The 16,293-nt window shown below is 61.4% G+C and carries 12 protein-coding genes; 11 read left to right on the top strand and 1 reads right to left on the bottom strand.

The window, feature by feature from the left end; all coding sequences use genetic code 11:
• From BUE92_RS05585 to BUE92_RS05575, 3 genes are read left to right on the top strand one after another with little or no spacing between them, the layout of a single operon-like run.
• Nucleotides 1-1,407, top strand: a complete 1,407-nt coding sequence (locus BUE92_RS05585; protein WP_073522426.1) for an NAD(P)/FAD-dependent oxidoreductase — start codon at nucleotides 1-3, stop codon at nucleotides 1,405-1,407.
• 26 nt (nucleotides 1,408-1,433) lie between these two features.
• Nucleotides 1,434-1,775 carry a cupin domain-containing protein gene (locus BUE92_RS05580; RefSeq protein ID WP_073522425.1) on the top strand — a complete coding sequence of 114 codons (342 nt, stop codon included), beginning with the start codon at nucleotides 1,434-1,436 and terminating at the stop codon, nucleotides 1,773-1,775.
• A gap of 60 nt (nucleotides 1,776-1,835) precedes the next feature.
• Nucleotides 1,836-2,915, top strand: coding sequence for a polyamine ABC transporter substrate-binding protein (locus tag BUE92_RS05575; RefSeq protein WP_073522424.1), 1,080 nt, complete (start codon nucleotides 1,836-1,838; stop codon nucleotides 2,913-2,915).
• A gap of 34 nt (nucleotides 2,916-2,949) precedes the next feature.
• On the opposite strand, the gene BUE92_RS05570 is transcribed toward BUE92_RS05575, so the two are convergent.
• Entirely contained in the window at nucleotides 2,950-3,735 is a 786-nt protein-coding gene (locus BUE92_RS05570) for a helix-turn-helix transcriptional regulator (RefSeq protein WP_073522423.1), read from the bottom strand.
• A gap of 199 nt (nucleotides 3,736-3,934) precedes the next feature.
• Here BUE92_RS05570 and BUE92_RS05565 point away from each other — a divergent pair, with 199 nt between their 5' ends.
• The 8 genes from BUE92_RS05565 to eprS all read left to right on the top strand — a co-directional run bounded on the left by BUE92_RS05565 (nucleotide 3,935) and on the right by eprS (nucleotide 16,220).
• Nucleotides 3,935-5,299 (top strand): APC family permease, encoded by a 1,365-nt coding sequence (locus tag BUE92_RS05565; RefSeq protein WP_073522422.1) that lies wholly within the window; start codon nucleotides 3,935-3,937, stop codon nucleotides 5,297-5,299.
• A 9-nt stretch (nucleotides 5,300-5,308) separates the two neighbouring features.
• A complete protein-coding gene (locus BUE92_RS05560; protein ID WP_073522419.1) occupies nucleotides 5,309-6,412 on the top strand; it encodes a DmpA family aminopeptidase in 1,104 nt (367 codons plus the stop codon).
• A gap of 369 nt (nucleotides 6,413-6,781) precedes the next feature.
• A complete protein-coding gene (locus BUE92_RS05555; protein WP_073522417.1) occupies nucleotides 6,782-8,215 on the top strand; it encodes a serralysin family metalloprotease in 1,434 nt (477 codons plus the stop codon).
• A 48-nt stretch (nucleotides 8,216-8,263) separates the two neighbouring features.
• Nucleotides 8,264-8,632, top strand: a complete 369-nt coding sequence (locus tag BUE92_RS05550; protein WP_073522415.1) for an AprI/Inh family metalloprotease inhibitor — start codon at nucleotides 8,264-8,266, stop codon at nucleotides 8,630-8,632.
• Between the two features lie 100 nt (nucleotides 8,633-8,732).
• Entirely contained in the window at nucleotides 8,733-10,484 is a 1,752-nt protein-coding gene (locus BUE92_RS05545; protein WP_073522413.1) for a type I secretion system permease/ATPase, read from the top strand.
• A complete protein-coding gene (locus BUE92_RS05540) occupies nucleotides 10,481-11,794 on the top strand; it encodes an HlyD family type I secretion periplasmic adaptor subunit (RefSeq protein ID WP_003191154.1) in 1,314 nt (437 codons plus the stop codon). The genes BUE92_RS05545 and BUE92_RS05540 overlap by 4 nt, the downstream gene beginning before the upstream one ends.
• Before the next feature lie 2 nt (nucleotides 11,795-11,796).
• The gene (locus BUE92_RS05535; RefSeq protein ID WP_073522411.1) at nucleotides 11,797-13,137 is read left to right on the top strand and encodes a TolC family outer membrane protein; all 1,341 of its coding nucleotides are present in this window, start codon (nucleotides 11,797-11,799) and stop codon (nucleotides 13,135-13,137) included.
• Nucleotides 13,138-13,262: 125 nt separating this feature from the next.
• Complete coding sequence (gene eprS / locus BUE92_RS05530) at nucleotides 13,263-16,220, top strand: autotransporter serine peptidase EprS (RefSeq protein WP_073522408.1); 2,958 nt, start codon at nucleotides 13,263-13,265, stop codon at nucleotides 16,218-16,220.
• Nucleotides 16,221-16,293: the final 73 nt, after the last annotated feature.

Raw genomic sequence — 16,293 nt, 5'->3', positions numbered from 1 at the left:
ATGCCAGCATGGCGCAGTATCAGTTTATGGATGGACCAGTTGGACGACCCGCTGGTAGCGCGCCCGTCGCTGGAACACGACCTGGACGTCAATGTGGCGATTATTGGCGCGGGCTACACCGGCCTGTGGACCGCCTATTACCTGAAGCGCCAGGCTCCCGAGCTGAAAATTGCAATCATCGAGGCGCAAACAGCCGGTTTCGGCGCATCCGGGCGCAATGGTGGCTGGTTGATGGGCAACCTCTTGGGAGAGGACCGTCTGCTGGCTGGACTTGCCTCCCAGCAGCGTCGCGCTTCGTTTGACCTCTTGCATGGCATTCCCGATGAAGTAGCCCAGGTGCTGGCGCGCGAAGGCATTGACTGCGATTACCGCAAAGGCGGCGCCTTGTATTGCGCCGCACGCTACCCCGAGCAGGAAGGCAGCCTGCGCCGCTATCTGGACAAGCTGTACGCCCAGGGCCTCACCGAAGACGACTACCGCTGGCTCAGCCCGCAGCAATTGGCCGAGCAGGTCCGCATTGCCAAGCCTTATGGCGGCATCTATGCCCCTCATGTCGCGACCATCAACCCGGCGAAACTGGTGCGTGGCCTGGCCCGGGCGGTTGAGAACCTGGGCGTGACCATTTACGAAAACAGCCCAGTGACCCATTGGCAGTCCGGCAGCCTGCGTACTGCCAAGGCCTGCGTGCGCGCCGCCTGGGTAGTGCCAGCTGTCGAGGGTTATGCCAATACCTTGCCGCCGTTGGGCCGCTACCAGTTACCGGTGCAGAGTTTGATCGTCGCCACCGAACCGCTGCCTGCCAGCACCTGGGAGGAAATCGGGCTCAGCCAGGGCCAGGCTTTTGGCGAGAGCAGCCGACAAGTCACCTACGGCCAGCGTACGGCCGACAATCGCCTGGTGTTCGGCGCCCGTGGTGGCTATCAATTTGCCGGCAAGTTACGGCACAACTTCGACCTGACGGACAGCGAAGTGGAGTTGCGTCGCTACCTGTTTGGCGAGCTTTTCCCACAACTGAAAAAGGCCAGGATTACCCACTCCTGGGGTGGCAACCTGGGCATGTCGCGCCGTTTTCGTCCGCACATGCTCTGTGACCACGCCACTGGCATCGCACTGTCCGGCGGTTATGGCGGGGAGGGCGTGGGCGCCACCAACCTCGGCGGCCGCACCCTGGCGGACTTGATCCTGGGCCGCGACACCCCGCTGACCCGACAACCCTGGGTGATTCGCGAAGGCGGCCTCCAGGCGCTCAAGGCCTGGGAGCCCGAGCCGTGCCGCTGGCTGGGTTACAACGCGATCATTCGTAGCTTTGTCCATGAAGACCAGGTGTTGGCCAACCCCAACACCCCGCCCTGGCGCCGCAAGCTGGCAACCGGCGTTGCCGGTTTCATGGAAGGCTTCATGCACTGACTCGTTCCACCCACAGGGGAAAACCCATGAGCATCACCCAGTTCAAAGACACGCTGAACACCGCTCTGCCAGATTCATCACCGGTGGCGGCGCCCCTGGGCGAGCCCATCGCCGTGGCCTCGACCCTGAGCGTGGAGCGCAACGACGGGGTCGAGACCGGCATCTGGGCCTGCACCCCGGGGCGCTGGCGTCGGCAGATCAAGTCCCAGGAGTTTTGCCATTTCATCCAAGGGCGCTGCACCTTCACGCCCGACAACGGGGAAACCCTGCACATACAAGCCGGTGACGCACTGATGTTGCCAGCCAATAGCACCGGTATCTGGGATATCCAGGAAACCGTGCGCAAGACCTACGTCCTGATTCTGTAACGCTTTGATCCTTGATCGCCTGCCATAAAAACAGCCCTAAAACCGCCAGGAAATCGAACCATGAAAGCCATTGCCCTGTTGCCCATGATGTTGCTGGCCACTACCAGCCAGGCCGCCGAGACCGTGAAGATCTATAACTGGTCGGACTACATCGCACCGGATACCACCAGGAATTTCCAGAAAGACACCGGCATCGGTTTCACCTATGACCTGTACGACAGCAACGAAACCCTCGATGGCAAGCTGATGACCGGTAAATCGGGTTACGACGTGGTGTTTCCCTCCAACCATTTCATGGCTCGGCAGATCCAGGGCGGCGCCCTTAAAAAGCTCGACAAGAGCCAGTTGCCCAACTGGAAAAACCTCAACCCGGTGCTGCTCAAGGCCGTGGAAAACAATGACCCTGGAAATGCCCACGGCTTTCCGTACCTGTGGGGCAGCACCGGCATTGGCTACAACATCGACAAGGTCAAGGCGGTGCTCGGAGACAACGCCCCGGTGGATTCATGGGACTTGATCTTCAAGCCGGAAAACATGGCCAAGCTGCAGAAATGCGGGGTTGCCATCCTCGACAACGGCCCCGAACTGCTGCCAGCCGCGCTGAATTACCTGGGTTTGCCGCACCACAGCAAAAAAGCCGAGGACTACAAGAAGGCCGAAGCCCTGCTGATGCAAGTGCGGCCTTACGTGGCGTATTTCCACTCATCCAAATACACCGCTGACCTGGCCAATGGTGATATCTGCGTGGCCGTCGGTTTCTCCGGCGACATCCTGCAGGCCGAAAGCCGCGCCAAGGAAGCCAGGAACGGCGTGAATATCGGCTACAACATTCCCAAGGAAGGCGCGGCGATCTGGTTCGACATGGTCGCCATGCCCGCCGACGCGCCGGATGAAAAAGCCGGCTATGCGTTCATGAACTATCTGCTGCGCCCCGACGTGATGGCGAGTGTCACCAACTACGTGCACTACGCTAACGGCAACGCGGCGGCCGACAGCCTGGTAGACCCGGCGATCAAGGCCGACACCAAGGTGTATCCGAGCCCGGAAATGATGGACAAGCTCTTTGCACTGCAAGCCATGCCGTTGAATATCGACCGGGTGCGTACTCGGGTGTGGAATACCATACGCACGGGGCGTTGACAGGCGCCAACCCCGCTTTTGGCTCGAATGAGGTTTATGGGTTCTCCAGGTCATGCCCCAATGACTGGATGAATAGTGAAAACAACTCGGGCTGCGACGAAATGTCCAGCTTGGCGTACAAATGCCTGCGGTGCACTTTTACGGTGTCCGGCGAGATCTTCAAGCGTTCGGCCATGGCCTTGGAGGAGAACCCACGCAACACCAGCCGGGCGACTTCCAGCTCGCGGTCCGACAGCACACCGCTGCCGAAATGACTCAGGGCATCGCGAATCTGGCTGTCCATGGCCGGTGCCCGCTGGGTGCTTTGCTGCCAATGCTGGTGCATGAGCGGCAACACCCACGCCGATAGCGTGGTCAACAGCCCGGTTTCTTCGAAACTGAAGCGCCGCTGCATGCCCAACGACAGCGACAGCGTGCCCACGCCGGGCAGTTGCAGGATCAATTGCACTTCGTCTTCCAGCACATTGTCGTGGAAGTAATTGAGGAAGTACTCACTCTGGCGAAAATGGTCCGGCGCCACTTCCTCCAGGCGGTATACGCCGCTGGCATAGTTTTCGCGGCACGCCTGGTAAAACGGGTCGAGCAGGTACAGGCCGTTGAGGTACACCAGCATCGACGCCGGCTTGCTGCTGGGTTGGGCGTCGTACTCCTCCAGGGCCTGGGGCGGGCCATCCAGCGGGTAGAAAATCGCCAGGGCATTATCGAAGGGCAGGCACTGGTGCAATAACAACACCAGTTGCTTCCAGAACCGCTCGGTGCCGATCTGTGACAGGGTGCGGCCCAACCCCGCGTGCATACCGATTTCCCGGAACAGGCTCATCTCAACATCCCCACCCTCAAATGATCGGCCAAGGGTTAGGCTTCTGCCGGGCACCGTCAAGGGGAGTACGCCAATAGGGGAATTGGCCGGCAGCCCCGCCAGCCGATAACGTCGACACTGTCCAACGGGAAGCATATCCCGAGGAACAATCATTTTTCGTTTCTGCCTCACACCAAAAACAACGACAGAGGATAACGATATGAGTGCCACCCCCGCGCCCGATGGCGTGCTCAAGCCCACCCTGAGCGTCTTTGATGTCGTGGCGATTACCGTTTCAGCGGTAACGCCGGCCAGTTCCGTCTTCGTGATCGCCCCGTTTGCCATCCAGCAGGCGGGCAGTGGCGTGTTCCTGGCGTTTGTGATGGCGGCGTTGCTCGCGTTGATGTTCGCCTTCTGTTACGCCGAACTCGGCCGCGCCCATAACAGCGCCGGCGGCGAGTATGTGTATGCCAAGCGTGTGTTTGGTGGCATGGCCGGTTATGCCACCTTCCTGACAGTGCTGGTGATGTTGTTGTTTATCCCGCCGGTATTGGCGACCGGTGCAGCGACTTATCTGAATAACGCCCTGGGCACGACATTCGATGCTCAAACGGTCGCCCTGGTGATCGTGGTGTGCAGCTACGCCCTGGGCATCCTCAATATCAAGCTCAACGCCTGGATTACCGGCACCTGTCTGCTATTGGAAGTGGCGGCGTTGCTGGTGATTGTGGTGATCGGCTTCGGTAACCCGGTGCAGCCGGCCAGTGTGTTGTTGTACCCGCAGATCGTCGAAAACGGTGCGTTGCACCTGGCGCCCTGGGCCTTGGTGATCGGCGCCGTCGGCATCGGCCTGTTCTCGTTCAATGGCTACGGCCCGGCGGTGTTGCTGGCCGAAGACATGAAGTGCGGCGGCAAGGGCGTGCACAAGGCGGTGCTGTGGTCGTTGGGGTTGGTGGTGGTCATCGAGTTGGTGCCAATCACCGCGCTGTTGATCGGCGCGCCTTCCCTGAGCGCAATGATCAGCAGCCCCGACCCGATCGGCTATCTGTTGACCAGTCATGGCAACGAAACCTTGTCGCGGCTGGTGAGTGCCGGGATTTTCCTGTCGGTGTTCAACGCCATCGTTGCCATCGTGATCCAGATTGGCCGGGTGGTGTTCAGCAGCGGTCGCGATGCGCTGTGGACGCCGAGTATCAACAAGCTGTTCACGCGTATTCACCCGCGCTGGGACTCGCCGTGGCTGGCGACGCTGTTCCTGGCGATACCCTCGGCGTTGTTGAGTTTCAGCTCGAACCTGGCCGACCTGACGTCGTTCAGCGTATTGCTGATCATGCTGGTGTACCTGGTGGTGGCGCTGAGCGCGCTGATGAGCCGGGTGCTGCTGCGTGATCGCGAACATCCCTATCGCATGCCGTTATGGCCGCTGCCGGCATTGCTGGCGGTACTGGGTGCCGGTTACCTGCTGGTCACCTTGATCCTGGAGGCCTCGGTACGCGACATCATGATCATCATCGGCTTGCTGGCCCTGTCGGTGATTTTGTATTGCATCAGTGGCCGGTTGAGTCCGGCGTTTCAGAAATTGTAAGGAGTGGGTATGCGTGCACGTCAATTGGGCATTACGTTGGGGCTGGGCATGCCCGGCGAACTCAATGCCATCACCGATGTTCCCGGGGTTCGCGTCGGCCATGCCACGCTCAAGGCGCATGTCGACGGCAAGCAGGTGCGCACCGGCGTCACGCTGATCCAGCCGCGAGCCGGGGAAGCGCGCCAGCAACCGTGTTTTGCTGGCTACCACGTGCTCAACGGTAACGGCGACGCCACGGGCCTTGAATGGATCAGCGAGGCGGGGCTGTTGACCACGCCGATGGCCATCACCAACACCCACAGTATCGGGGTGGTGCGCGACAGCCTGATCGCCCTGGAGCGCGAGCGCCTGGCGGACCCTGCGGTGTACTGGTGCATGCCGGTGGTCATGGAAACCTACGATGGCCTGCTCAACGATATCTGGGGCCAACATGTGCGCCCAGAGCATGTGCGCCAGGCCCTGGACCAGGCTGAAAGCGGCCCGGTGCAGGAAGGCGCGGTAGGCGGTGGCACCGGCATGATTTGCCACGAGTTCAAGGGCGGCATCGGCACCGCGTCACGGCGGTTGCCAGCAGAGCAGGGCGGCTGGACTGTCGGGGTATTGGTGCAGGCCAACCATGGCAAGCGCCAGGAGCTGCGGGTCGATGGCTACCCTGTGGGCCGTCACTTGATGGACATTGCTTCGCCCTTTGCCGAGCGTGGCACGCCCGGCATGGGCTCCATCGTGGTGATCATCGCCACGGACGCACCCTTGCTGCCCCACCAATGCCAGCGCCTGGCACAACGCGCGTCCATCGGCATCGCGCGCACCGGTGGCGGCACCGAGGATTCCAGCGGCGACCTGTTCCTGGCGTTTGCCACCGGTAACCGTGATTTGCCACCAGCGGACTATGGGCGCAAGGACCTGCCGCTCAGCACCGGGTTGCAGATGGTCAACAACGATCATATTTCGCCGCTGTTCAGCGCGGCGGCAGAGGCGGTGGAGGAGGCGATCATCAACGCCATTCTGGCAGGTGAAGACATGACCACCCAAGACGGCGTCAAGGTGCCGGGCCTGGCTGGCGAAACCCTCTTGGCAGCCCTGCAACAGTGTGGCTGGAGTATGTCCCGGTAATGGGGGACAGCGCACTTTATTAGTGCGAATAGTGGCTCTTTAATGTTGCTAATGACACCGTGACAATATATTGGATCCATTAATTAAGTGGGCCGTTCGCTTAGAGCGGCTTTACTTGTATTTAATATTTAAATAGTGCTCTGTGCCGATTCGGCCACACAAACGCAACGGCCCCCAATAAACACTGCGCTCGACTTCTGCAACTTGAACCTGCGTCACAATTGTGCGATGGAAATAGATGTAGACGAAAGATTTCAAGTTGTGTCAGTTTTCTTACGCCTTCAAAAGAGGTGAGTGATAGGACTATCCTCGCCCGCGAGGTTCCTATCGAACAAAGACTGATGCACTTGCAAACAAGGAAGTACGTTTATGTCAAAAGTAAAAGACAAGGCTATTGTATCTGCCGCGCAAGCCAGCACTGCTTACTCGCAAATCGATAGCTTCAGCCATTTGTATGACCGTGGCGGTAACCTCACGGTCAATGGCAAACCGTCCTACACCGTGGACCAGGCAGCGACCCAGCTGCTGCGGGATGGTGCTGCGTACCGGGACTTTGATGGCAACGGCAAGATCGATCTGACCTACACCTTCCTCACCTCGGCTACCCAGAGCACCATGAACAAACATGGCATCTCGGGGTTCAGCCAATTCAACACCCAGCAGAAAGCACAGGCCGCACTGGCCATGCAATCCTGGGCGGATGTTGCCAACGTGACCTTTACCGAAAAGGCTTCCGGCGGTGACGGCCACATGACCTTCGGCAACTACAGCAGCGGCCAGGACGGCGCCGCGGCCTTCGCCTACCTGCCCGGTACCGGTGCAGGCTACGACGGCACTTCGTGGTACCTGACCAACAGCAGCTACACGCCGAACAAGACCCCGGACCTGAACAACTATGGCCGGCAGACCCTGACCCACGAAATCGGCCACACCCTGGGCCTGGCTCACCCTGGCGACTACAACGCCGGGAACGGCAACCCGACCTATAACGACGCAACCTATGGACAGGACACGCGTGGCTATAGCCTCATGAGTTACTGGAGCGAGAGCAACACCAACCAGAACTTCAGCAAAGGCGGCGTCGAGGCTTACGCTTCCGGCCCGCTGATCGACGACATCGCCGCGATCCAGAAGCTCTACGGTGCCAACCTCAACACCCGTGCCACTGACACCACCTATGGGTTCAACTCCAACACCGGGCGTGATTTCCTCAGCGCCACGTCCAATGCCGACAAGCTGGTGTTCTCGGTATGGGACGGTGGCGGCAACGACACCCTGGACTTCTCCGGTTTCACCCAGAACCAGAAGATCAACCTCACTGCCACTTCGTTCTCTGATGTAGGCGGCCTGGTGGGCAACGTGTCCATCGCCAAGGGCGTCACCATCGAGAACGCGTTCGGCGGTTCGGGTAACGACCTGATCATTGGCAACCAAGTCGCCAACACCATCAAGGGCGGGGCCGGCAGCGATCTCATCTACGGCGGTGGCGGTGCGGACCAACTGTGGGGCGGCGCCGGCAGCGACACTTTTGTGTACGGTGCCAGTTCGGATTCCCGGCCAGGGGCTGCGGACAAGATCTTCGACTTCACCTCCGGTTCGGACAAGATCGACCTGTCCGGTATCACCAAGGGTGCGGGCGTGACCTTCGTCAACGCATTTACCGGGCATGCCGGCGATGCTGTACTGACCTATGCCTCAGGTACCAACCTGGGCACCTTGGCCGTGGACTTCACCGGGCAAGGCGCGGCGGATTTCTTCGTCACCACCGTTGGCCAGGCGGCTGCCAGTGACATCGTAGCCTGATGTAAAGCGCGCGGCGCTTCGGCGCCGCGCTCCAGGCTGGAGTTGGATATGCCACGTTTTTCCCATTTGATCGCCTGTGTTGTGCAGGTGTTGTTCGTGTCGGCAGGAGCCCACGCAATGGCTAGCAGTCTTGTATTACCCACCGCCGCGCAGCTTGCCGGACAGTGGGAGCTGAAGCAGCAGGATCAGGTGTGCGCGCTCAAGTTAGTGGAGCAAGCCAATGCCCTGGAGGGCGATATTGCCTGTGTCGAGCAGTGGCTGGGCGACAAGCCGCTGACGTGGTCGCCCACGCCGGATGGTATTTGGCTGTTTAACGCTGAAGGCTCGGGGATCACCCATTTGAATCGCCAGAAAGAGGGCGACTATCAAGCCCGCACTAAAACTGGCGAAGTTGTAACGCTGCAACGAAAGCCTTAATTAAAAGTTATAAGCATAGAACTCGATTTATTAGGTGGCCGTACCCTACTCGGTAGGGGTGACCCTTTTGCGTAATTCGCTGCAAGGAAAAATAACTAATATGGCGAAGTCCCATGGGGTGGCGCCCTTGTTCAGGGCGCTGGGTGAATACAAGAGTATTTTGATCAGCGTTGGCTGTTTCACGGCATTGATTAACCTATTAATGCTGGTGCCCTCGATTTACATGCTGCAAGTGTATGACCGTGTGTTGTCCTCCCAGAATGAAACCACCCTGGTGATGTTGACGCTGATGGTCGTGGGCTTCTTTGCGTTTATTGGCCTGCTGGAAGTGGTGCGCAGCTTTATCGTGATCCGCATTGGTAGCCAGTTGGAGCGACGTTTCAACTTGCGCGTGTACAAAGCCGCGTTCGAACGCAACCTGCAGCGCGGCCAGGGGCACGCCGGGCAATCCTTGGGCGACCTGACCGCTCTGCGCCAATTTATCACGGGGCCGGCGCTGTTCGCGTTTTTCGATGCGCCGTGGTTCCCGATCTACCTGTTTGTGATTTTCCTGTTCAACGTCTGGCTCGGCGTGCTGGCCACGGCCGGCGCAGTGCTGTTGATTGCACTGGCGTGCCTGAATGAATACCTGACCAAAAAGCCGTTGGGCGAGGCGAGTGTGTTTTCTCAGCAGTCGACCCAGTTGGCCACCAGCCATCTGCACAACGCCGAAACCATCCAGGCCATGGGCATGCTCGGCGCGCTGCGCCAGCGCTGGTTCGGGGTGCATTCACAGTTTCTGGGCCTCCAGAACACAGCCAGCGACACCGGTTCGATCATCACCTCCTTAAGCAAATCCCTGCGTCTGTGCCTGCAATCGCTGGTACTGGGCCTGGGCGCCTACCTGGTGATCAAGGGCGACATGACCGCCGGGATGATGATCGCAGGCTCCATCTTGATGGGCCGCGTACTCAGCCCCATCGACCAATTGATTGCGGTATGGAAGCAATGGAGCTCGGCCAAGCTGGCCTACCAGCGCCTCGACGAACTGCTGCGTGAATTCCCGCCAGAGGTCGAGCACATGGCCTTGCCGGCGCCCAACGGACAGGTCAGTTTCGAGCAGGTCAGCGCCGGCCCGCCAGGGCGACGCATGGCGACCCTGCATCAGGTCAGCTTCAACCTGGCTGCCGGTGAAGTGCTGGGCGTGCTCGGTGCGTCGGGCTCCGGCAAGTCCACCCTGGCCCGCGTGCTGGTGGGCGTGTGGCCGACCCTGGCCGGCACCGTGCGCCTGGACGGCGCGGATATTCACCGCTGGAACCGCGACGACCTCGGCCCGCATATCGGCTATTTGCCCCAGGACATCGAGCTGTTCAGCGGCAGCATCGCCGACAATATCGCGCGCTTTCGCGAGGCCGACCCGGAGTTGGTGGTCAAGGCTGCGCAACAGGCCGGTGTGCATGAATTGATCCTGCGCCTGCCCCAGGGCTACGACACCGTGCTGGGCGACAACGGCGGTGGCTTGTCCGGCGGCCAGAAACAACGCGTGGCCCTGGCCCGCGCCCTGTACGGCGGGCCGCGCCTGATCGTGCTGGACGAACCCAACTCCAACCTCGACACCGTCGGCGAAGCCGCATTGGCCAGCGCCATCATGCAAATGAAAGCCCAGGGCAGCAGCGTGGTGCTGGTCACCCATCGCTCCTCGGCATTGGCCCAGGCCGACAAATTGCTGGTGCTCGGCGAAGGCCAGTTGCAAGCGTTCGGGCCCAGCCAGGAGGTGCTACGGGCGTTGTCCGGGCAGCAGGAAGCGCCGAAAGAAAAAACCGGCGTCAGTTTCAGTCGTCAGTACCAGGCCGGAAGGAATCCAGGCGCATGAGCAGCCTTACCGTTGAACCTCAAATCAAAGAACGCGATGCCGGCTTTTTCGTAAAAATGGGCTGGGTGATGACCCTTGTCGGTGCCGGTGGGTTTTTCCTCTGGGCCAGCCTTGCACCGTTGGACCAGGGCATCCCGGTACAAGGCACCGTGGTGGTGTCGGGCAAGCGCAAGGCGGTACAAACCTTCAGCCCCGGCGTGGTCAGCCGCATCCTGGTAAAAGAGGGCGAACTGGTCAAGCAAGGCCAGCCGCTGTTCCGTCTTGACCAGACCCAGAACCAGGCCGATGTGCAATCGCTGCAAGCCCAGTACCGCATGGCCTGGGCCAGTGTGGCGCGCTGGCAGAGCGAGCGTGACAACCTGCCCGGCATTACCTTTCCCGCAGAACTGAGCGCCAATCCCGATCCGGCCCTGATGCTGGTGCTCGAAGGCCAGCGCCAGTTGTTCAGCAGCCGTCGCGACGCTTTCGCCCGTGAACAAGCCGGGATCCGTGCCAGCATCGAAGGCGCTACCTCGCAGTTGAGCGGTATGCGCCGTGCCCGCAGTGACTTGACCGCCCAGGCCCAATCCCTGCGCGCGCAACTGAGCAACCTGCAACCTTTGGCCGACAACGGCTATATCCCGCGCAACCGGCTGATGGACTACCAGCGGCAGTTGTCCCAGGTGCAGCAAGACCTGGCGCAAAACGCGGGAGAAAGCGGCCGGATAGAGCAAGGTATTGTCGAGTCGCGGCTCAAATTGCAGCAACACAGCGAGGAATATCAAAAGGAAGTGCGCAGCCAACTGGCCGACGCGCAGCTGCGCAGCCTGACCCTTGAGCAACAACTGACCTCCGCCGGTTTCAACCTGCAACACAGCGAGATCAACGCGCCGGCCGATGGCATCGCGGTCAACCTCAGCGTGCACACCGAAGGCGCCGTGGTGCGCGCCGGGGAAACCCTGCTGGAGATCGTGCCCCAGGGCACGCGCCTGGAAGTGGAAGGGCATCTACCGGTGCACCTGGTGGACAAGGTTGGCACGCACTTGCCGGTCGACATTCTCTTCACCGCCTTCAACCAAAGCCGCACGCCACGGGTGCCGGGCGAAGTCAGCCTGATCTCCGCCGACCAGATGCTCGATGAAAAAACCGGGGCGCCGTACTACGTGCTGCGCACCAGCGTCAGCGAGGCGGCGATGGAAAAACTCAATGGCCTGGTGATCAAGCCCGGCATGCCCGCCGAGATGTTCGTGCGCACTGGCGAGCGTTCGCTGCTCAACTATCTGTTCAAGCCGCTGCTGGACCGCGCCGGCTCCGCGTTGACTGAGGAATGAGCATGAAGTCAGTGTTCATTTCGCTGTTATTGGTGTGTGGCAGTGCCCAGGCGGCCATGGGGCCCTTCGATGTGTACGAGCAAGCGCTGCGCAACGACCCGGTGTTCCTGGGCGCCATCAAGGAGCGCGACGCCGGCCTGGAAAACCGCACCATTGGCCGCGCCGGCTTGCTGCCGCGGCTGTCCTACAACTACAACAAGGGCCGCAACAACTCCGAAGCGCACCTGCCTGACGGGCGCGGCGGCAGTTACCGCGACGACCGCAACTACAACAGCTACGGTTCCACCTTCAGCCTGCAACAGCCGCTGTTCGATTACGAAGCCTATGCCAACTACCGCAAGGGCGTAGCCCAGGCGCTGTTCGCCGATGAAAGCTTTCGCGACAAGAGCCAGGCGTTGCTGGTGCGGGTGTTGAGCTACTACACCCAGGCACTGTTTGCCCAGGACCAGATCGATATTGCCAGGGCCAAGAAGAAGGCGTTCGAACAACAGTTCCAGCAGAACCGGCACCTGTTCCAGCAAGGCGAGGGCACCCGCACCGATATCCTTGAAGCCGAGTCGCGCTACGAACTGGCCACCGCCGAAGAGATCCAGGCCCTGGATGAGCAGGACGCCTCACTCCGGGAGCTGGGCGCGTTGATCGGCGTGCAAAGCGTCAACATCAACGACCTGGCACCGCTGAACCAGAGCTTTGCCGCGTTCACCCTGACCCCGGCCAACTACGACACCTGGCATGAGTTGGCGCTGACCAACAACCCGGTGCTGGCTTCGCAGCGCCAGTCCCTGGAAGTGGCGCGCTATGAAGTGGAACGCAACCGCGCCGGGCATTTGCCCAGAATCACCGCGTATGCCACCTCGCGCAAGCAGGAGTCCGACAGCGGCAACACCTATAACCAGCGCTACGACACCAACACCATCGGCGTCGAAGTGAGCATGCCGCTGTATGCCGGTGGCGGTATCTCGGCTTCCACCCGCCAGGCCAGCCGCGCGATGGAGCAGGCCGAGTACGAGCTGGAAGGCAAGACCCGCGAAACCCTGATCGAACTGCGTCGCCAGTTCAGCGCATGCCTGTCAGGCGTGAGCAAGTTGCGCGCCTATCAGAAAGCGCTGGCATCCGCCGAGGCGCTGGTGGTGTCGACCAGGCAAAGCATTCTCGGCGGCGAGCGCGTCAACCTCGACGCACTGAACGCCGAACAGCAGCTGTACAGCACCCGCCGCGACCTGGCCCAGGCGCGTTATGACTACTTGATGGCCTGGACCAAATTGCACTACTACGCGGGCAACTTGCGTGACACCGACTTGGCCAAAGTGGACGAAGCCTTCGGCCCGGATAAAAAACTGTAGGAGCGAGCTTGCTCGCGAAAAACGTCAACGATGACGTGGACATTCTGGCGATACGCGGTGCCAGTGAGTTCTTCGCGAGCAAGCTCGCTCCTACAGGGGGAATAACAATAATAGGGAGTGTGCACATGATCACCGATTCACCGCGTTTCAAGCCCTTCACCGCAGGTTCCTTGCTCTTGCTGTCCGTTGCGGCACAGGCGCAATACACCGAGACCGGCCAGCCGGGTAACCCCGCCAGCTGGCGCTCTGCCGAGTACCAGAGCGACTGGGGCCTGGGCCGCATGAAGGCCGATGAAGCCTATGCCGCCGGGATCAGCGGCCAAGGCGTGAAAATCGGCGCGCTGGACTCAGGGTTCGATGCCAATCACCCCGAAGCCTCCAAAGACCGTTTCCACCCGGTCACCGCCACTGGCACCTATGTCGATGGCAGCGCCTTCAGCACCACGGGCGCGCTCAACCCGAACAACGATTCCCACGGCACCCACGTCACCGGCACCATGGGCGCCGCCCGTGACGGCGTGGGCATGCATGGCGTGGCCTACAACGCGCAAGTCTATGTGGGCAACACCAACGCCAACGACAGCTTCCTGTTCGGCCCCACCCCTGACTCCAAATACTTCAAGACCGTGTACACCGCCCTGGTGGACTCCGGCGTGCGTGCCATCAACAACAGCTGGGGCAGCCAGCCCAAGGACGTCAGCTACCAGACCCTGGACAACATGCACGCGGCGTACGCCCAGCATTACAACCGCGGCACCTGGCTGGACGCGGCAGCGGATGTGGCCGAGGCCGGCGTGATCAACGTGTTCAGCGCCGGCAACAGCGGCTATGCCAACGCGAGCGTGCGCTCGGCCTTGCCGTATTTCCAGCCGGAACTGGAAGGCCACTGGCTTGCCGTGTCGGGGCTGGACAAGGCCAATAACCAGAAATACAACAAGTGCGGCGTCGCCAAATACTGGTGCATTTCCACGCCGGGCGCGTTGATCAACAGCACCATTCCCGACGGCGGTTACGGCGTCAAATCCGGCACCTCGATGTCGGCGCCCCATGCCACCGGTGCGTTGGCGCTGGTGATGGAACGTTATCCCTACATGACCAACGAGCAGGCGTTGCAGGTGCTGTTGACCACCGCCACGCAACTCGACGGCTCGATCACCCAGGCGCCCAATGCGATCGTTGGCTGGGGTGTGCCTGACCTGGGCCGGGCGATGCATGGCCCGGGGCAATTGCTCGGGCCTATGGAGGTGAACCTGGCCGCCGGGCAGGGCGATGTGTGGAGCAATGGCATCTCCGACCAGGCGCTGCTTCAGCGCCAGGCCGAGGACCGCGCCGAGCGCAGCGCCTGGCAGCAAACCCTGATCGACAAGGGCTGGCAAAACGGCGTGGGCGCCACTGCCAGCCAGCAGGACCAGACCGATTACGCCATCGGCAACGCCCGCGACCAGGCCGCTGCCAACCGCGTGTACGAGGGCAGCCTGATCAAGGCCGGTGCCGGCAGCCTTGTGCTCAGCGGCGACAGCACCTATCGCGGCGCGACCCTCGTCAACGGCGGTCTGTTGGCCGTCAATGGCTCGCTGGCTTCGGCAGTGACGGTGAATGGCAGCGGCACCCTCGGCGGTTCCGGGCGTATCGCCGCGTTGTCGGTAAACAGTGGCGGCCGTGTGGCCCCGGGCAATTCCGTGGGTACCTTGCAAGTGGCAGGGGACGTAAACCTCGGCGCCGGCTCGACCTATGCCGTGGAGCTGACGCCCACCAGCAGTGACCGCATTGTTGCTGGCGGCCAGGCGGTTCTGGGCGGCGGTACCGTCACGCTGGCACTGGAAAACAGCCCCACGTTGCTCAGCCAGGGCGAGGCCCAAAGCCTGATTGGCCGCCAGTACTCGATTCTCGAGGCGGCGGGCGGTATCCAGGGCCAGTTCGGACAAGTGCTGCCCAACTACCTGTTCCTCGGTGGCACCCTCGACTACGCCGCCAATGCCGTGCAACTGAATGTCGGGCGCAACGACGCCAGCTTCGCCAGCGTCGGCGCCACCCGCAACCAGCGAAACGTCGCGGCGGCCACCGAGCAATTGGGCGCTGGCAACCCGGTGTATGAAAGCCTGCTGCAGTCGCAATCGGTTGCCGTGGCCCAGCAGGGCTTGCAGCAACTGTCCGGGGAAATCTACCCCGCCGTGGGTGCGATGCTGATCAACGACAGCCTGCAACTGCGTAATGCCGTGGGCGAGCGCCTGCGCCATGTGCCAGTGACGGGTGAAAGCAACCTGTGGTTCAAGGCGCTGGGCGCCTGGGGCAAGACCGACAGCCGCACTGAAACGGCGGGTTCCACCACCTCCATCGGTGGCCTGTTGGCCGGTGTGGATGGCGCGCTGGATGAGCAGACCCGCGTGGGTGTGGTCGCCGGCTACAGCGACAGCTCACTGAATATGGGCAGCGGTACCCATTCATCGGCGTCCATCGACAGCTACCACTTTGGCGCGTACGCCGGGCGCGAGCTGGGTGACTGGCGCCTGAGCGTCGGCGGTGCCTACAGCTGGCATCGCGGTGATGTTAAGCGCGACCTGCAATGGGGTGATGTCAGCGGCAAGCAAAAAACCAAGCTGGACGCGACCACGGCGCAAGTCTTCACCGAAGCCGCGTACCGCATCCGCCTGCAAGCGGTGGCCCTGGAGCCGTTCGCCAACCTGGCCTATGTACATCTGAACAGCGAGTCCTTCCACGAAAAAGGCGACGCCGCTGCCCTGGAACGCGGTAGCGACCGGCGTGATGCGATGCTCAGCACCCTTGGCGTACGGGCCCTGAAAACCCTGGCCCTCAACGACCATCAGCAACTGGAGTTGTCCGGTTCGTTGGGCTGGCAACACAGCCTGACCGCAGTGGAGTCCGAAGAGCACCTGGCGTTTGTCGCAGGCGGGCCTTCATTTGCGGTGCGCAGTGCACCGTTGCTGCGCGATGCCGCCCTGGTGGGCGTGCAGGCCAGCCTGGCGCTGAATGCATCGACACGGGTCAACCTGGATTACAACGGCCAACTGGGTGGGCGCGCGAAAACCCAAGGCGTGGGCTTGAGCCTGAACTGGCAGTTCTAAGAACACCGCGAACTAAAAACGCCAGTTGTAGGAGCGAGCTTGCTCGCGAAGAACTCACAGGCGCCGCGTTGAT

The organism is Pseudomonas fluorescens (assembly GCF_001902145.1).
In the GTDB taxonomy this organism is placed as follows: Bacteria; Pseudomonadota; Gammaproteobacteria; order Pseudomonadales; family Pseudomonadaceae; genus Aquipseudomonas; species Aquipseudomonas fluorescens_BV.
Note: the sequence above shows the minus strand (reverse complement) of the source record. Positions and strands in the feature narration are given on the sequence as shown.